6 protein-coding genes are annotated in these 20,717 nt (G+C 43.7%); 5 read left to right on the top strand and 1 reads right to left on the bottom strand.

Going from position 1 to position 20,717, the window contains the following annotated elements:
• Positions 1 to 93: 93 nt before the first annotated feature.
• Entirely contained in the window at positions 94 to 2,190 is a 2,097-nt protein-coding gene (locus tag AC6I9F_RS09655) for a GH92 family glycosyl hydrolase (RefSeq protein WP_498021959.1), read from the bottom strand.
• A 170-nt stretch (positions 2,191 to 2,360) separates the two neighbouring features.
• On the opposite strand from AC6I9F_RS09655, the gene AC6I9F_RS09650 reads away from it, so the two are divergent.
• The 5 genes from AC6I9F_RS09650 to AC6I9F_RS09630 all read left to right on the top strand — a co-directional run bounded on the left by AC6I9F_RS09650 (position 2,361) and on the right by AC6I9F_RS09630 (position 20,187).
• Positions 2,361 to 3,641 (top strand): glycoside hydrolase family 125 protein, encoded by a 1,281-nt coding sequence (locus tag AC6I9F_RS09650; RefSeq protein WP_498021957.1) that lies wholly within the window; start codon positions 2,361 to 2,363, stop codon positions 3,639 to 3,641.
• A gap of 226 nt (positions 3,642 to 3,867) precedes the next feature.
• Positions 3,868 to 6,513: an alpha-mannosidase gene (locus AC6I9F_RS09645; protein ID WP_498021956.1), complete on the top strand. Its 2,646-nt coding sequence runs from the start codon at positions 3,868 to 3,870 to the stop codon at positions 6,511 to 6,513.
• A gap of 83 nt (positions 6,514 to 6,596) precedes the next feature.
• Entirely contained in the window at positions 6,597 to 7,466 is an 870-nt protein-coding gene (locus tag AC6I9F_RS09640; RefSeq protein WP_498023209.1) for an ROK family protein, read from the top strand.
• Positions 7,460 to 9,340 (top strand): beta-N-acetylhexosaminidase, encoded by a 1,881-nt coding sequence (locus AC6I9F_RS09635; RefSeq protein WP_498021955.1) that lies wholly within the window; start codon positions 7,460 to 7,462, stop codon positions 9,338 to 9,340. Before AC6I9F_RS09640 ends, AC6I9F_RS09635 begins: the two co-directional genes overlap by 7 nt.
• A 221-nt stretch (positions 9,341 to 9,561) precedes the next feature.
• Complete coding sequence (locus AC6I9F_RS09630) at positions 9,562 to 20,187, top strand: YSIRK-type signal peptide-containing protein (RefSeq protein WP_498021953.1); 10,626 nt, start codon at positions 9,562 to 9,564, stop codon at positions 20,185 to 20,187.
• Positions 20,188 to 20,717 lie beyond the last annotated feature (530 nt).

Genomic DNA, 20,717 nt, shown 5'->3' with positions numbered 1-20,717 from the left:
CATCAGATAATAAATCCGATTTTCAAAGCTTAAACAAGTACCTCTCATAAGAAAATCTCCTAGCAGGAAAGTCTGCTAGGAGATTTTTGCATTTCAGGAAGTGGACGGCTGACTTGGCAACCAGCTAAGTGTAAAGGTTAGCTGTTCAGCTTTTAAGAGGTCTTGATGTTGAATGCTAGTTATAGAGGTATTATCTAGTCGATATTCTTTGACAAAGTTAAAATGGCTGTGGTTTTGTTTAGTATGGACATCCAACCATTTATCTTCTTTAGCTAGATAAATACGGAGGTGGTCAAAGAGAGGGATTCCGAGATCATAGCTGGGCTTGCCTGGACAGGTTGGATAAAATCCGAGAGCCGACCAGATGTACCAGGCCGAGAGACTGCCATTGTCTTCATCACCAGGATAGGCTTCCCAACTTGGGTGAAAAGCTTTTTGACGTAGAGTCTTGATGAGAAGGGCAGTGTAGTCAGGGTAATCGCTGTAGCGGAAGAGATAAGGAATGTGGAAACTCGGTTGGTTAGAAATGGCGAGTTGTCCAAAAGGAGCAGTAGCCATTTCGCTCATTTCGTGAATTTCGTAACCATAGCCTGTTGTCTCAAAGAGGGGAGCATCTTGACAGGCTTTCAAAAGATAGTTGCTGAAGGTTTCTTTTCCACCCATAAGTTGAATTAAGTCTGGGATGTCTTGGAGGACGCCTAAAGTCGCTTGGATGGCAGAGCATTCAGCGTAGTCTCGTCCCCAACTATAGGGAGAGAAGTCAGGACGGAAGTTTCCTTGATTGTCTCGCGCTCGCATGTAACCTGTCTCAGCATCAAATAGATGGCGGTAATTTTGTGACGCAGTTCTATAAGTTTCCGCGATGTCATTCTGACCAAGTTTTTCGGCACAGCTGGCGATACAAAAGTCGCTATAGGCATAGTCAAGAGTGTGGCTGACGCTTTCGTGGTGGTCGGTAGAGAGGTAGCCTAGTTCTTGGTATTGGGCTAGTCCGTGACGGCCATTGATGCCGAGAGGGTCGGACTTGCTGGCTGTTTCAAGCATGGCTTGGAGGAGTTCTTCTTCTAGGTCAGGAGCCATGTCCTTGCAGGCGCTATCTGCGATAATGCCGTCTAAAAGTGTACCTGGCATCATGCCATGTTCATCTGGAGCCAACCATTTTGGAAGGAAACCAGTATCGCGGTAGCTATTGAGAAAACCTTCTAAAAAGAAACGATAGTGTTCCGGTATGACAAGGGCAAAGAGGGGGAATGTGGTACGGAAGGTATCCCAGAAACCATTGTTGCTAAAGAGGACACCGGGCTTGACAGAACCAGTAGCCAGATCTATGTGGCTGGCTTGCCCTGATTCATTAACCTCATAAAAAGTCTGTGGGAAGAGGAAGAGTCTGTAAAGGCAGTGATCAAAGAAGGTTCGGTCAGCCTCTCCTGTCTCGATAACGTCAAAACGATGGAGGAGATTTTCCCAGTTCGCTTGTGCATTTTCTTTACAGCTATCAAAGTCCTTTTGAGGTAGATTAAGCAGTGCTTGAGAAGGGGAGATGAAAGAAGTGCCTAGTTGAATCTCTGCATGGCTATCTTCCAGGTCAATTCGCCAGTCTCCCCCTTCTTGGCTGACAGCAAGAATATCCGTATTCATTTGCATGGCAGTGAATAGTTTTAGCGGATTTTTGTTAGTCTCAGTTTTTCCTTCTTGTCGCAGGGCGAGAGTTCGCTTATCTACTTGTTCTACTGTCAGTTCATCTGCTGCGTGAAGATAGAGGGAGAGGGCTTTGCCTTGCTTTTGCTTCAAACGAATAGAAGCACCGTAGCAAGTCGGTGTAAGCTGGCTTTCAATCTGATAGCGCAGGGAGAAAATTTTCAGATAATGAGGTTGGAAAGAGGCCTTATCTATGTCATAGGAAGATTGGCGGTGAAAGAGGCTGTCTCCACCCAGTTGACCGGTGACAGGTGTCAGAAGGAGCCAAGAGTAGTCCCCAATCCAAGGACTTGGTTGATGGGTCAATCGAATCCCCTGAAAGATAGGCAGATGTGGATCAAAAAACCAAGAGCTCTCCTGGTCACTGGTCTGGGGCACAAAGTAATTCATCCCAAAAGGAAGGCCTGTGTATGGCAGGGTATTTCCCCGAGAAAAGGCATGCTTGCTGGCAGTTCCAAAGCGGGTATCGATGCTTTCAAGTAGTGGTTTCATAGTCTTTCCTTTAGCTGTTTTTCTACATTATATCAGAAAAATAGGGCCTTTAGAAAAGGAGTTTCAAAGATAACTATTTTGTAGAAAAATGACTATCATTTGTGTATGTATTTTCTGTCTCAAAAGCTATATACTGAAAATGAAACTTGTTTGAAAGAGGATACTGCACGATGATTTATTCAAAAGAAATTGTTAGAGAATGGCTAGATGAAGTAGCAGAGCGGGCTAAGGACCATCCAGAGTGGGTGGATGTTTTCGAGCGTTGCTACACAGACACCTTGGACAATACGGTTGAAATCCTAGAAGATGGTTCAACCTTTGTCTTGACTGGGGATATTCCTGCTATGTGGCTTCGAGATTCGACAGCCCAACTCAGACCCTACCTGCATGTGGCTAAAAGAGATTCGCTCCTGCGTCAGACCATTGCAGGTTTGGTCAAACGTCAGATGACCTTGGTACTCAAGGATCCTTATGCCAATTCCTTTAACATTGAGGAAAACTGGAAGGGGCACCATGAGACTGACCATACCGACCTTAACGGCTGGATTTGGGAACGCAAGTACGAGGTGGACTCGCTTTGCTATCCGTTGCAGTTAGCATATCTCCTTTGGAAAGAGACTGGCGAGACTAGTCAGTTTGATGAGACTTTTGTCGCAGCGACTAAGGAAATTCTCCATCTGTGGACAGTGGAACAAGACCACACCAACTCTCCTTATCGTTTTGTCCGAGATACGGACCGCAAGGAAGATACCTTGGTAAATGATGGCTTTGGCCCTGATTTTGCAGTGACAGGCATGACTTGGTCAGCTTTTTGTCCGAGCGATGACTGCTGCCAGTATAGTTACTTGATTCCGTCCAATATGTTTGCTGTAGTAGTCTTGGGTTATGTGCAAGAGATCTTTGCAGAATTGAATCTAGCTGATAGCCAGAGTGTTATTGCTGATGCCAAGCGCCTCCAGTCTGAAATCCAAGAAGGTATCGAAAACTACGCCTACACAAGCAACAGCAAGGGCGAAAAGATTTATGCCTTTGAAGTGGATGGTCTAGGAAATGCCAGCATCATGGATGATCCAAACGTACCAAGTTTGTTGGCTGCACCTTATCTGGGCTACTGCGATATTGACGACGAAGTTTATCAAGCCACTCGTCGTACCATTCTGAGCCCGGAAAATCCATATTTCTACCAAGGAGAATACGCTAGCGGTCTCGGAAGTTCTCATACCTTCTATCGCTATATCTGGCCAATCGCTCTGTCTATCCAAGGTTTGACAACAAGAGATAAGGCAGAGAAAAAATTCTTGCTGGATCAGCTGGTTGCTTGCGATGGGGGTACAGGTGTTATGCATGAAAGCTTCCACGTAGATGACCCAACTCTTTATTCTCGTGAATGGTTCTCTTGGGCTAACATGGTGTTCTGTGAATTGGTCTTGGATTACCTAGATATTCGCTAGGGAACATGCTTTATATTCTTCGAAAATCTCTTCAAACTACGTCAGCTTTATCTGCAACCTCAAAGCTGTGCTTTGAGCAACCTACGGCTAGCTTCCTAGTTTGCTCTTTGATTTTCATTGAGTATAAGGAGCTCGCCTTCGCTTCACTGATTCTTGGAAAGAATCACAAATTTACATCCAAAAACGTTAACAATAAAAATTTAAATTTAGAATGAGGTTTTACTTCATGGAAAATGTTGTCGTACATATTATCTCACATAGTCACTGGGACCGTGAGTGGTACTTGCCTTTTGAAAGCCACCGTATGCAGTTGGTGGAATTGTTTGACAATCTTTTTGATCTTTTTGAAAATGATCCTGAATTCAAGAGTTTCCACTTGGATGGACAAACCATTGTCCTTGATGACTACTTGGAGATTCGTCCTGAAAATCGCGACAAAGTTCAACGCTACATTGACGAAGGAAAATTGAAGATTGGTCCATTTTACATCTTGCAGGATGATTATTTGATTTCAAGTGAAGCCAATGTCCGTAATACTCTTATCGGTCAGCAGGAGGCTGCAAAATGGGGCAAATCAACCCAGATTGGTTACTTCCCAGATACCTTTGGAAATATGGGACAAGCGCCTCAAATTCTTCAAAAATCAGGCATTCATGTGGCAGCTTTTGGTCGTGGTGTGAAGCCGATTGGATTTGACAACCAAGTTCTCGAAGATGAGCAGTTTACTTCTCAGTTTTCAGAAATGTACTGGCAGGGTGCAGATGGTAGTCGTGTCCTCGGGATTCTCTTTGCCAACTGGTACAGTAACGGGAATGAAATCCCAGTTGATAAAGATGAGGCCTTGACCTTCTGGGAACAAAAATTGTCAGATGTGCGTGCCTATGCTTCGACCAACCAGTGGTTGATGATGAACGGATGTGACCACCAGCCTGTACAGAAAAATCTGAGCGAAGCCATTCGTGTGGCAAATGAACTCTTCCCAGATGTAACCTTTGTTCATAGTTCTTTTGATGAATATGTCCAAGCCGTGGAAGGTGCGCTTCCAGAGCAATTATCAACGGTGACAGGAGAGTTGACCAGTCAGGAAACAGATGGCTGGTACACACTTGCCAACACTTCTTCATCTCGTATTTATCTCAAACAAGCCTTCCAAGAAAATAGCAACCTCCTAGAGCAAGTTGTAGAACCCTTGACGATTATCACTGGGGGTCATAACCACAAGGATCAGTTGACCTATGCTTGGAAAACTCTTTTGCAGAATGCGCCACATGATAGCATCTGTGGCTGTAGCGTGGACGAAGTTCACCGAGAGATGGAAACTCGTTTTGCCAAGGTCAATCAAGTAGGAAACTTTGTTAAGGCCAATCTTCTCAACGAGTGGAAGGGTAAAATTGCTACGGCTAAGGCTCAAAGTGACTATCTCTTTACGGTTATTAACACAGGCTTGCATGATAAGGTTGATACTGTCAGCACAGTGATTGATGTGGCGACTTGTGATTTCAAGGAATTACACCCAACAGAGGGATACAAGAAGATGGCTGCTCTTACCTTGCCAAGTTACCGTGTGGAGGACTTGGATGGGCGTCCTGTAGAGGCTAAAATCGAAGATCTCGGAGCTAATTTTGAGTACGATTTACCAAAAGATAAGTTTCGCCAAGCTCGTATTGCTCGACAAGTGCGCGTGACCATTCCAGTTCACCTAGCGCCGCTTTCTTGGACAACTTTCCAATTGCTGGAAGGAGAACAAGAACACCGCGACGGTATTTACCAAAACGGAGTGATTGATACGCCATTTATAACGGTGAGTGTGGATGACAACATCACAGTTTATGACAAGACAACTCACGAAGCCTATGAAGATTTTATCCGCTTTGAAGACCGTGGGGACATCGGAAACGAGTATATCTATTTCCAACCAAAAGGAACAGAGCCAATCTATGCAGAGCTTAAGGGCTACGAGGTCTTGGAAAACACAGCTCGCTACGCTAAGATTTTGCTCAAACATGAATTGACCGTGCCTGTCAGTGCAGATGAAAAGCTAGAAGAAGAGCAAAAAGGCATCATCGAGTTTATGAAGCGTGAAGCTGGACGTTCAGAAGAATTGACAAGCATTCCTCTTGAAACTGAGATGACTATCTTCGTTGATAATCCACAAATCCGTTGCAAGACTCGCTTTACTAACACTGCCAAAGATCACCGTATCCGTCTCTTGGTCAAGACTCATAACACGCGTCCAAGCAATGATTCTGAAAGCATCTATGAGGTGGTGACACGACCAAACAAACCAGCAGCTTCATGGGAAAATCCTGAAAATCCTCAACACCAACAAGCCTTTGTTAGTCTGTATGACGATGAAAAAGGTGTGACTGTATCCAACAAGGGATTGAATGAATACGAAATCCTTGGAGACGACACTATTGCAGTGACTATTTTGCGTGCATCAGGTGAGCTAGGTGACTGGGGCTACTTCCCAACACCAGAAGCACAATGCTTGCGTGAATTTGAAGTCGAGTTTGCTCTTGAATGCCACCAAGCCCAAGAACGCTTCTCAGCCTATCGTCGCGCCAAAGCCTTGCAGACACCATTCACCAGCCTTCAGCTTGCTAGACAAGAAGGAAGCGTCGCTGCGACTGGTAGCCTCTTGAGCCATTCTGTTCTCAGCATACCGCAAATCTGTCCAACAGCCTTTAAGGTAGCTGAAAATGAAGAAGGCTATGTTCTTCGCTACTACAATATGTGTAGTGAAAATGTGCGTGTACCGGAAAGTCAACATCTCTTTCTTGACCTACTTGAACGACCATACCCAGTTCATAGAGGCCTCATCGCACCACAAGAGATTCGTACAGAATTCATCAAAAAAGAAGAAATTTAATTTCAAAAAGTAAACATAAAAAGAAAGGAGGGGCGAAAAAGTAAGAACTAACTGCTGATTCGCCCCTTTTTATGGTAAAAACAATGACCATTGCAACGATTGATATCGGAGGGACTGGGATTAAGTTTGCTAGTCTAACTCCTGATGGGAAAATATTGGATAAGACAAGCATCCCAACGCCAGAAAGTTTGGAGGAATTACTAGCTTGGTTAGACCAGCGCTTGTCAGAGCAGGATTACAGCGGGATTGCTATGAGCGTTCCAGGTGCGGTCAATCAAGAGACAGGTGTGATTGATGGCTTCAGTGCGGTGCCCTACATTCACGGATTTTCTTGGTATGAGGCGCTTAGCTCTTATCAGATTCCTGTCCATCTGGAAAATGATGCCAACTGCGTTGGACTCAGTGAATTACTGGCTCATCCAGAACTTGAAAATGCAGCCTGTGTCGTGATTGGGACAGGGATTGGCGGAGCCATGATTATCAATGGTAGACTTCATCGAGGTCGCCACGGCCTGGGTGGAGAATTTGGCTACATGACAACCCTTGCCCCTGCTGAAAAGCTCAACAACTGGTCGCAACTAGCGTCAACTGGGAATATGGTACGATATGTGATTGAAAAATCTGGTCAGACTGATTGGGACGGTCGCAAGATTTACCAAGAGGCCGCAGCAGGAAATACCCTTTGCCAAGAAGCAATTGAGCGCATGAACCGTAATCTGGCGCAAGGTTTGCTTAATATCCAGTATCTGATCGATCCAGATGTCATTAGCCTGGGAGGCTCTATCAGCCAAAATCCAGATTTTATCCAAGGTGTCAAGGAAGCTGTTGAAGACTTTGTCGATACCTACGAAGAATACACGGTCGCACCCGTTATCCAAGCCTGCACCTATCATGCAGATGCTAATCTTTACGGTGCCCTTGTTAACTGGCTACAGGAGGAAAACCAATGGTAAGATTTACAGGAATTAGTGACAAACAAGAGCAAGCATTAGAGTTGCTTAAAAAGCACATTCTGCTACCAGATGTAGAGGTAGCTGTCGCTCAGTCTGACCAAGCCTCTATCTCTATCAAGGGTGAGGGTGGCCACTATCAATTAACTTACCGCAAACCCCACCAACTTTATCGAGCCTTGTCCTTGTTGGCAACAGTTCTAGCAGAAGCTGATAAAGTAGAGATTGAGGAGCAGGCGGCTTATGAAGATTTAGCCTACATGGCAGACTGTTCTCGAAATGCAGTGCTGAATGTCGCTTCTGCCAAGCAGATGGTTGAGGTCTTGGCTCTCATGGGCTACTCAACCTTTGAGCTTTACATGGAAGACACCTACCAGATTGAAGGGCAGCCTTACTTTGGCTATTTCCGTGGAGCCTACTCAGCTGAGGAATTGCAGGAAATCGAAGCCTATGCCCAACAGTTTGACATGACCTTTGTGCCTTGTATCCAGACCTTGGCCCACTTGTCAGCCTTCGTCAAATGGGGTGTCAAAGAAGTGCAGGAACTCCGTGATGTAGAGGACATTCTCCTTATCGGCGAAGAAAAGGTTTATGATCTGATTGATGGCATGTTTGCTACTCTATCTAAACTACAAACTCGCAAGGTCAATATCGGGATGGACGAAGCCCACTTGGTTGGTTTGGGACGCTACTTGATATTGAACGGTGTTGTGGACCGTAGTCTCCTCATGTGCCAACACTTGGAGCGCGTGCTGGATATTGCTGATAAATATGGTTTCCACTGCCAGATGTGGAGCGATATGTTCTTTAAACTTATGTCAGCGGATGGCCAGTACGACCGTGATGTGGAAATTCCAGAAGACACTCGTGTCTACCTAGACCGTCTCAAAGACCGTGTGACCTTGGTTTACTGGGACTATTATCAGGATAGCGAGGAAAAATACAACCGTAATTTCCGCAATCATCATAAGATTAGTCATGACCTTGCCTTTGCAGGTGGTGCTTGGAAGTGGATTGGTTTTACACCTCACAACCATTTTAGCCGTCTAGTGGCTATCGAGGCTAATAAAGCCTGTCGTGCCAATGACATCAAAGAAGTCATCGTGACGGGTTGGGGGGACAATGGTGGTGAGACAGCTCAGTTTTCTATTCTCCCAAGCTTGCAAATCTGGGCAGAACTCAGCTATCGCAATGACCTAGACCGTTTGTCTGCTCACTTCCAGACCAATACTGGTCTATCGGTTGAGGATTTCATGCAGATTGACCTTGCCAATCTCTTACCAGATCTACCAGGCAATCTCAGTGGCATCAATCCTAACCGCTATGTCTTTTATCAGGATGTTCTCTGTCCGATTCTTGATCAACACATGACACCTGAACAGGACAAACCGCACTTTGCTCAGGCTGCTGAGATACTTGCTGAAATCAAAGAAAAAGCTGGTGCTTACTCTTACCTCTTTGAAACTCAGGCTCAGTTGAACCAGATTTTAAGTAGCAAAGTCGATGTGGGACGACGCATTCGTCAAGCCTATCAAGCGAATGATAAGGAAAGTCTGCAAGAAATCGCAAGGCAAGAATTACCAGAACTCAGAAGCCAAATTGAACACTTCCATGCCCTCTTTAGCCACCAATGGCTGAAAGAAAACAAGGTCTTTGGTTTGGATACAGTTGACATCCGTATGGGCGGACTCTTGCAACGCATCAAACGAGCAGAAAGCCGTATCAAGGCTTATCTGGCTGGCCAGCTTGACCGCATCGACGAACTAGAAGTGGAAATCCTGCCATTTAACGACTTCTACGCAGACAAGGGCTTCGCAGCCACAACAGCCAACCAATGGCATACTATTGCGACAGCTTCGACGATTTATACAACCTAAAACAAGAACACCTTGCCTAGCGCAGGGTGTTTCGCGTGAAACAGAAGAATTGGATAAGATGCATCATATCAAGCTTAGTTCATAACATTTGATTTATAAAACAAAAAAGAGTATAATGAATTATGCCAGTCTAAAATATGCATAAATATTTTAGGGGGGGGCTTTTTATTTGTCCTTCTTAATATATATCAACAGATAATTATCGCAAAAGGAGTGTAGCAATGTTTGATTATAAAGGATCGCATGATCGTTCACAAGTGGAGAAAACCATACGGTATAGTATTCGTAAGGTTAGTTTTGGAGCAGCTAGTGTTGCAGTAGCTGCCTTATTTATGTTTTTGGGAAATGGGGCAGTGTCTGCCACAGAGCAAGGTGTAACCCCAACTAATGAGGAAACACAAGGCTCACCACTGAAAGATCCAGATGTCCAGAATGGAACCTATGGGGCGACTCCAGTAGTCAGTCAGTTGGATGGAAATTCTGGTAGCAGTGAGACTACTGCTCCGAAAGGTCAAGAAGAGACAAGTACTCCAACACCTACTGATGTAAGCGGTTCATCAGTAGCGTCGTCTAGTGTTTCAGCAACAGAAGCTGGGAACAAGACTGATAGGTCATCTACTACTCCATCAGCAGAAGAAGTAGAAGAAAAGGCTAGACCTACCTTGGATACAAAACAGCTGGAAGATTACGTAGCAGAAATTGATGCTAAATTAGCCTCAGGTAGCTATGCAACTAAGACAGATGAAAGTGTCGCAACCCTTAAAGAACATTTAGAATTAGCAAAACTTGCCCTAACAACAGCCAAAAGTCAAGAAGAGTTAACAAAAGCTTACAGAAAACTTCTTATGACAGCTAGCAGCGGTTTACGTAATAAGCCTAAAGCGCAAGTGGAAAGTCCTAAACTAGATACGACAGAAGGAAAAGCGACTGTCGGTAAGAAAGCAAGCAATACTGAGAAAGCTACAGGAACCAACTCTATCGCAAACTCAGGACAACATGATTCACGTAATGGACAAGCCCTAGATAGAAATAATCCATTCCGAACAGGTGAGACAACGACGGATACTGATCCAGCTGCGAATCAGACTTACACAGCACCTGCAGAGAATGCGGATTTAAAAACGTTAGCAGATAAGTTAAAAGCATTGCCTGAAGTTATTGAGAATAATAAAAAAATTCAAAATATGGATGCATTAGGGAATGAAAAAAATATTGCAAAGGGTAGTGTTAGGGATATTAAAGAATTTGGTGGATGGAAAGCAGTAGGTGAAAATGGGAAATTTGCGATTGCTAGAAAAACTGAAGCTGGAGTTTTCCCAGCATATACAGTAAATATTACTAGAACTAATCAGGTTTGGGTTAGGGAGCAATCGTTTGATAGACGTAGTGAATATATTTTATTACTATCAAAATTAGTTACTAAACAGAATAGAGACGAACCAGTCTATGATGATAAACCCTATTTAGAAAATAATGAACCCGGTGCACAAACAGCGAGAGCAGCTAAGTGGTTTGATGGAATTGAAAAAACTTTTAAAGCATATGCTTCGAATGAAGGAACAAAAGTAACAGTGAACTTTAAAACGGGTTATACTGGTGATAATAATGGATCAAAAGCTAAATATAAAGTAGAAGTGTTCAGTATTGAAAATGGCAATGAACAGTTAATTTATACGGCAGTAGTCTCACCAGAAAAAAACGTGAATAGTCCTGAAATGAAAGTAGTTGCTGCAAGAGATGGAAATGCAAAAAATCAGACTTTTAGTGCTAATAGTCTTTCAAAAGAACAGATAGAAGAAAAATTAGCTTTAACTGAAAATAGACCGAATGCAACAGGAGGGACATTTACAAGTAGAGAAATTAATTTACCAAAGGGAGTAACTTCATATAAGGTGAGAATTAGTTTGGAAAACAAACATCAAGCTGGTATGAGTTATAATTCATCTTATTTACAGTACTCTTTACCTATTACTGGATTGGACTTCAATGTAAATCAAGATACAAGTATAGTTGCGAAGAACCTCTTACAAAGAATTTATGATAAATTACTTGAAACGGAAACGACTGATAAGGCAGGGAAAACGGACGATACTATCAATGCATATACAGCTGAACTTGAAAAAGTACGTAATCTTCTTACTGGACAGTTAAAAACAACAGCAGACTATAAAAAGGCGTTTTCAACGCTTTTAGCAAAACAAGAAGCTTTAGTACCTGCGGCAACAAATGAAGAAAAGACTAATCTATCTGCGCAAGTTGATGCGTTGAAAAAGGTATCAACAGAAAATAAAACGCCTGAAAGCATTGATAAATACAATGAAGAGTTTGATAAGTACAATCAGGACATTCGGTCATTAAAAGAAGAACTAAGGACTATTTTAGCCAAACAAGGAAATGCAACTAAAGATGAGGTCAGTCAAGTATTACAAAAAGTAGAGGAAGTAAAACGCAAATTAGATGAAGCTAAAAGCTTGTTAGTTGAAAAAGGAAATAAGACGGAGTTAAGAAAAGCGGTAGGAGAAGAAACTACTGTTAAAGGAAACTTTAAATATTATAATGCAGATAAAACAAAGAGGAATGCATATGATGAAGCGATAAAAAGTGGACAAACAGTAATAGCTGATGCTAATGCGGATCAACCCCAAGTAGATGAAGCGCTCAAAGCCATTACAGAGGCTAAAAAAGCCTTAGATGGAGCACCAACTGATAAAGAAGCCTTAAAAACAGCTTCAACAACAGATGCGCAAAACACCAAAACAACGGATGCGAAGTACTACAACGGAACAGACGCTCAGAAACAAGCGTATGATACGGCGGTATCAGCAGCAGCTGACGTTATCTCGAATCCAAACGCTACGCAACCCCAAGTAGATGAAGCGCTCAAAGCCATTACAGAGGCTAAAAAAGCCTTAGATGGAGCACCAACTGATAAAGAAGCCTTAAAAACAGCTTCAACAACAGATGCGCAAAACACCAAAACAACGGATGCGAAGTACTACAACGGAACAGACGCTCAGAAACAAGCGTATGATACGGCGGTATCAGCAGCAGCTGACGTTATCTCGAATCCAAACGCTACGCAAACCCAAGTAGATGAAGCGCTCAAAGCCATTACAGAGGCTAAAAAAGCCTTAGATGGAGCACCAACTGATAAAGAAGCCTTAAAAACAGCTTCAACAACAGATGCGCAAAACACCAAAACAACGGATGCGAAGTACTACAACGGAACAGACGCTCAGAAACAAGCGTATGATACGGCGGTATCAGCAGCAGCTGACGTTATCTCGAATCCAAACGCTACGCAACCCCAAGTAGATGAAGCGCTCAAAGCCATTACAGAGGCTAAAAAAGCCTTAGATGGAGCACCAACTGATAAAGAAGCCTTAAAAACAGCTTCAACAACAGATGCGCAAAACACCAAAACAACGGATGCGAAGTACTACAACGGAACAGACGCTCAGAAACAAGCGTATGATACGGCGGTATCAGCAGCAGCTGACGTTATCTCGAATCCAAACGCTACGCAACCCCAAGTAGATGAAGCGCTCAAAGCCATTACAGAGGCTAAAAAAGCCTTAGATGGAGCACCAACTGATAAAGAAGCCTTAAAAACAGCTTCAACAACAGATGCGCAAAACACCAAAACAACGGATGCGAAGTACTACAACGGAACAGACGCTCAGAAACAAGCGTATGATACGGCGGTATCAGCAGCAGCTGACGTTATCTCGAATCCAAACGCTACGCAACCCCAAGTAGATGAAGCGCTCAAAGCCATTACAGAGGCTAAAAAAGCCTTAGATGGAGCACCAACTGATAAAGAAGCCTTAAAAACAGCTTCAACAACAGATGCGCAAAACACCAAAACAACGGATGCGAAGTACTACAACGGAACAGACGCTCAGAAACAAGCGTATGATACGGCGGTATCAGCAGCAGCTGACGTTATCTCGAATCCAAACGCTACGCAAACCCAAGTAGATGAAGCGCTCAAAGCCATTACAGAGGCTAAAAAAGCCTTAGATGGAGCACCAACTGATAAAGAAGCCTTAAAAACAGCTTCAACAACAGATGCGCAAAACACCAAAACAACGGATGCGAAGTACTACAACGGAACAGACGCTCAGAAACAAGCGTATGATACGGCGGTATCAGCAGCAGCTGACGTTATCTCGAATCCAAACGCTACGCAACCCCAAGTAGATGAAGCGCTCAAAGCCATTACAGAGGCTAAAAAAGCCTTAGATGGAGCACCAACTGATAAAGAAGCCTTAAAAACAGCTTCAACAACAGATGCGCAAAACACCAAAACAACGGATGCGAAGTACTACAACGGAACAGACGCTCAGAAACAAGCGTATGATACGGCGGTATCAGCAGCAGCTGACGTTATCTCGAATCCAAACGCTACGCAACCCCAAGTAGATGAAGCGCTCAAAGCCATTACAGAGGCTAAAAAAGCCTTAGATGGAGCACCAACTGATAAAGAAGCCTTAAAAACAGCTTCAACAACAGATGCGCAAAACACCAAAACAACGGATGCGAAGTACTACAACGGAACAGACGCTCAGAAACAAGCGTATGATACGGCGGTATCAGCAGCAGCTGACGTTATCTCGAATCCAAACGCTACGCAAACCCAAGTAGATGAAGCGCTCAAAGCCATTACAGAGGCTAAAAAAGCCTTAGATGGAGCACCAACTGATAAAGAAGCCTTAAAAACAGCTTCAACAACAGATGCGCAAAACACCAAAACAACGGATGCGAAGTACTACAACGGAACAGACGCTCAGAAACAAGCGTATGATACGGCGGTATCAGCAGCAGCTGACGTTATCTCGAATCCAAACGCTACGCAACCCCAAGTAGATGAAGCGCTCAAAGCCATTACAGAGGCTAAAAAAGCCTTAGATGGAGCACCAACTGATAAAGAAGCCTTAAAAACAGCTTCAACAACAGATGCGCAAAACACCAAAACAACGGATGCGAAGTACTACAACGGAACAGACGCTCAGAAACAAGCGTATGATACGGCGGTATCAGCAGCAGCTGACGTTATCTCGAATCCAAACGCTACGCAACCCCAAGTAGATGAAGCGCTCAAAGCCATTACAGAGGCTAAAAAAGCCTTAGATGGAGCACCAACTGATAAAGAAGCCTTAAAAACAGCTTCAACAACAGATGCGCAAAACACCAAAACAACGGATGCGAAGTACTACAACGGAACAGACGCTCAGAAACAAGCGTATGATACGGCGGTATCAGCAGCAGCTGACGTTATCTCGAATCCAAACGCTACGCAAACCCAAGTAGATGAAGCGCTCAAAGCCATTACAGAGGCTAAAAAAGCCTTAGATGGAGCACCAACTGATAAAGAAGCCTTAAAAACAGCTTCAACAACAGATGCGCAAAACACCAAAACAACGGATGCGAAGTACTACAACGGAACAGACGCTCAGAAACAAGCGTATGATACGGCGGTATCAGCAGCAGCTGACGTTATCTCGAATCCAAACGCTACGCAACCCCAAGTAGATGAAGCGCTCAAAGCCATTACAGAGGCTAAAAAAGCCTTAGATGGAGCACCAACTGATAAAGAAGCCTTAAAAACAGCTTCAACAACAGATGCGCAAAACACCAAAACAACGGATGCGAAGTACTACAACGGAACAGACGCTCAGAAACAAGCGTATGATACGGCGGTATCAGCAGCAGCTGACGTTATCTCGAATCCAAACGCTACGCAAACCCAAGTAGATGAAGCGCTCAAAGCCATTACAGAGGCTAAAAAAGCCTTAGATGGAGCACCAACTGATAAAGAAGCCTTAAAAACAGCTTCAACAACAGATGCGCAAAACACCAAAACAACGGATGCGAAGTACTACAACGGAACAGACGCTCAGAAACAAGCGTATGATACGGCGGTATCAGCAGCAGCTGACGTTATCTCGAATCCAAACGCTACGCAACCCCAAGTAGATGAAGCGCTCAAAGCCATTACAGAGGCTAAAAAAGCCTTAGATGGAGCACCAACTGATAAAGAAGCCTTAAAAACAGCTTCAACAACAGATGCGCAAAACACCAAAACAACGGATGCGAAGTACTACAACGGAACAGACGCTCAGAAACAAGCGTATGATACGGCGGTATCAGCAGCAGCTGACGTTATCTCGAATCCAAACGCTACGCAACCCCAAGTAGATGAAGCGCTCAAAGCCATTACAGAGGCTAAAAAAGCCTTAGATGGAGCACCAACTGATAAAGAAGCCTTAAAAACAGCTTCAACAACAGATGCGCAAAACACCAAAACAACGGATGCGAAGTACTACAACGGAACAGACGCTCAGAAACAAGCGTATGATACGGCGGTATCAGCAGCAGCTGACGTTATCTCGAATCCAAACGCTACGCAAACCCAAGTAGATGAAGCGCTCAAAGCCATTACAGAGGCTAAAAAAGCCTTAGATGGAGCACCAACTGATAAAGAAGCCTTAAAAACAGCTTCAACAACAGATGCGCAAAACACCAAAACAACGGATGCGAAGTACTACAACGGAACAGACGCTCAGAAACAAGCGTATGATACGGCGGTATCAGCAGCAGCTGACGTTATCTCGAATCCAAACGCTACGCAACCCCAAGTAGATGAAGCGCTCAAAGCCATTACAGAGGCTAAAAAAGCCTTAGATGGAGCACCAACTGATAAAGAAGCCTTAAAAACAGCTTCAACAACAGATGCGCAAAACACCAAAACAACGGATGCGAAGTACTACAACGGAACAGACGCTCAGAAACAAGCGTATGATACGGCGGTATCAGCAGCAGCTGACGTTATCTCGAATCCAAACGCTACGCAACCCCAAGTAGATGAAGCGCTCAAAGCCATTACAGAGGCTAAAAAAGCCTTAGATGGAGCACCAACTGATAAAGAAGCCTTAAAAACAGCTTCAACAACAGATGCGCAAAACACCAAAACAACGGATGCGAAGTACTACAACGGAACAGACGCTCAGAAACAAGCGTATGATACGGCGGTATCAGCAGCAGCTGACGTTATCTCGAATCCAAACGCTACGCAAACCCAAGTAGATGAAGCGCTCAAAGCCATTACAGAGGCTAAAAAAGCCTTAGATGGAGCACCAACTGATAAAGAAGCCTTAAAAACAGCTTCAACAACAGATGCGCAAAACACCAAAACAACGGATGCGAAGTACTACAACGGAACAGACGCTCAGAAACAAGCGTATGATACGGCGGTATCAGCAGCAGCTGACGTTATCTCGAATCCAAACGCTACGCAACCCCAAGTAGATGAAGCGCTCAAAGCCATTACAGAGGCTAAAAAAGCCTTAGATGGAGCACCAACTGATAAAGAAGCCTTAAAAACAGCTTCAACAACAGATGCGCAAAACACCAAAACAACGGATGCGAAGTACTACAACGGAACAGACGCTCAGAAACAAGCGTATGATACGGCGGTATCAGCAGCAGCTGACGTTATCTCGAATCCAAACGCTACGCAAACCCAAGTAGATGAAGCGCTCAAAGCCATTACAGAGGCTAAAAAAGCCTTAGATGGAGCACCAACTGATAAAGAAGCCTTAAAAACAGCTTCAACAACAGATGCGCAAAACACCAAAACAACGGATGCGAAGTACTACAACGGAACAGACGCTCAGAAACAAGCGTATGATACGGCGGTATCAGCAGCAGCTGACGTTATCTCGAATCCAAACGCTACGCAACCCCAAGTAGATGAAGCGCTCAAAGCCATTACAGAGGCTAAAAAAGCCTTAGATGGAGCACCAACTGATAAAGAAGCCTTAAAAACAGCTTCAACAACAGATGCGCAAAACACCAAAACAACGGATGCGAAGTACTACAACGGAACAGACGCTCAGAAACAAGCGTATGATACGGCGGTATCAGCAGCAGCTGACGTTATCTCGAATCCAAACGCTACGCAACCCCAAGTAGATGAAGCGCTCAAAGCCATTACAGAGGCTAAAAAAGCCTTAGATGGAGCACCAACTGATAAAGAAGCCTTAAAAACAGCTTCAACAACAGATGCGCAAAACACCAAAACAACGGATGCGAAGTACTACAACGGAACAGACGCTCAGAAACAAGCGTATGATACGGCGGTATCAGCAGCAGCTGACGTTATCTCGAATCCAAACGCTACGCAAACCCAAGTAGATGAAGCGCTCAAAGCCATTACAGAGGCTAAAAAAGCCTTAGATGGAGCACCAACTGATAAAGAAGCCTTAAAAACAGCTTCAACAACAGATGCGCAAAACACCAAAACAACGGATGCGAAGTACTACAACGGAACAGACGCTCAGAAACAAGCGTATGATACGGCGGTATCAGCAGCAGCTGACGTTATCTCGAATCCAAACGCTACGCAACCCCAAGTAGATGAAGCGCTCAAAGCCATTACAGAGGCTAAAAAAGCCTTAGATGGAGCACCAACTGATAAAGAAGCCTTAAAAACAGCTTCAACAACAGATGCGCAAAACACCAAAACAACGGATGCGAAGTACTACAACGGAACAGACGCTCAGAAACAAGCGTATGATACGGCGGTATCAGCAGCAGCTGACGTTATCTCGAATCCAAACGCTACGCAACCCCAAGTAGATGAAGCGCTCAAAGCCATTACAGAGGCTAAAAAAGCCTTAGATGGAGCACCAACTGATAAAGAAGCCTTAAAAACAGCTTCAACAACAGATGCGCAAAACACCAAAACAACGGATGCGAAGTACTACAACGGAACAGACGCTCAGAAACAAGCGTATGATACGGCGGTATCAGCAGCAGCTGACGTTATCTCGAATCCAAACGCTACGCAAACCCAAGTAGATGAAGCGCTCAAAGCCATTACAGAGGCTAAAAAAGCCTTAGATGGAGCACCAACTGATAAAGAAGCCTTAAAAACAGCTTCAACAACAGATGCGCAAAACACCAAAACAACGGATGCGAAGTACTACAACGGAACAGACGCTCAGAAACAAGCGTATGATACGGCGGTATCAGCAGCAGCTGACGTTATCTCGAATCCAAACGCTACGCAAACCCAAGTAGATGAAGCGCTCAAAGCCATTACAGAGGCTAAAAAAGCCTTAGATGGAGCACCAACTGATAAAGAAGCCTTAAAAACAGCTTCAACAACAGATGCGCAAAACACCAAAACAACGGATGCGAAGTACTACAACGGAACAGACGCTCAGAAACAAGCGTATGATACGGCGGTATCAGCAGCAGCTGACGTTATCTCGAATCCAAACGCTACGCAAACCCAAGTAGATGAAGCGCTCAAAGCCATTACAGAGGCTAAAAAAGCCTTAGATGGAGCACCAACTGATAAAGAAGCCTTAAAAACAGCTTCAACAACAGATGCGCAAAACACCAAAACAACGGATGCGAAGTACTACAACGGAACAGACGCTCAGAAACAAGCGTATGATACGGCGGTATCAGCAGCAGCTGACGTTATCTCGAATCCAAACGCTACGCAACCCCAAGTAGATGAAGCGCTCAAAGCCATTACAGAGGCTAAAAAAGCCTTAGATGGAGCACCAACTGATAAAACACAATTGATAAACACCACTGACGCATTAAATAATTTAATTTTAGAAGATTCGACAAAAGGAAAGACCAAAGCGACGATTGATGAGTATAAAAAAGTACAAGAAGAATCAGAGAAAGTTTTAAAAGAAGTTAAAAAAGTTATTGATAATGAAAATGCTTCACAGGTTGAGGTTGACAAAGCCTTAGAACTAGCAATTAAGGCAAAAGATGCTTTAGAAATTGCGAAAAAATCATTACTTGATGCTGTAGAAGCTAGAGAAGTAGTTGAAACGACAGCAAATGAAAAAATTGCAAGTATCAAAGCAGATAAAAAACTTTCTGATGAGGAAAAGCAAAAAGTACTTGATACAGTTGAAGCCTTAAAAGAAAAAGCATTAGAGGCCATCGACAACTCCACAACCCAAGCAGAACTCGATAAAGCACTCAGAACCTTCTTATACCAAGTTGATCAAGATGCACTTGTAGCTGATCTTCCAGAATTAAAACTAGAAGATGCCCTGAAAGCTTTAATCAATGGAGTAGTGAAAGTTGAACGTGGTAAAGCCCTTTCCCAAGCAGATGTGTTAGCGAAATTAGATTTACCAGAAGAAATCTCAGTCATCAAGATGGTATTGCCTGATACGAATACTATCGGTACTAAAATTGCTACAGTGACATTAAGACTAGCGGATGGAAGTGTACAAAAACTTGAAGTTCCAGTTGAAGTGATTTCACCAAACAATCAAGATATGATACCTCCATATAATGGTGGAAACTACGGCCCTTCTGCCGATAACGGAATGACGAACACTCAAGCCAAAGTGAATAAATCCAAGTTAGAAAGTGCTATTCATCAGCTAGATGAGCTAATCATCCAAGAATCAGCTAAGCTTGATGCAGAAACTGCAAAAGAAGCGAATGCATTATCAGCAGATGCTAAGAAAGTATTTGCTAACGCAGACGCAAGTCAAGCAGAAGTGGATGCAATGGTGAAACGTATCGAAGACTTTATGGCGAAACTTGCTCCAGCAGCTGACCATGTAACTCCAGCTGAGGATCAAAGTGTTCAGACACCAGCTGTAGCTCCAGTTACTGCTCAAGCAGCGAATGCCAACCAAGAAGCATCAGCACAAGCAAATGCGCCTAAAGAATCTAAAGAATTGCCAAATACAGGTACAGCAGATTCTACTATAGCTATGGTAGCAGCAGCCGCAAGTGCCTTACTTGGTCTTGGTCTTGCAGGCCGTCGTCGTAAAGAAGACGAAGAAGCTTAATTGGTAGATTGTTTGATAATTATCAGATGATAAATCCGATTTTCAAAGCTGAAACAAGTACCTCTCATAAGAAAATCTCCTAGTAGGAAAGCCTGCTAGGAGATTTTTGCATGTCAGGAAGTGGACGGCAAACTGTAACCATTCAATAACGAAGTATATTGAAAAATTTCCAGACTCGAGAACTCACTGATAGTTACTAAGCTGGAGAGTTCTTATTTGCACTTTTTGTAGGGAGTCAGTCTCGGAGAAATCAGACACTATAATGAACTGAGTCTGGACTAGTACAATATCGCTTCTAAAACATTGTTATAAATTGATTTGGCCTTGCCTTATACTCAATGAAAATCAAAAAGCAAACTAGGAAGCTAGCCGCAGGTTGCTCAAAACACTGTTTTGAGGTTGCAGATGGAAGCTGACGTAGTTTGAAGAGATTTTCGAAGAGTATTAGCTTTCTAAAAAAGTTGAGAAAATCAGTACCTTTATTTTTAGACAGAGCTCATGATGAGTTTTGAGAAAAAACGTTAAAAAGA

The sequence above is a fragment of the Streptococcus nakanonensis genome (assembly GCF_059738785.1).
The sequence above is the reverse complement of the archived record's forward strand: the minus strand, read 5'-3'. Positions and strand labels throughout refer to the sequence as shown.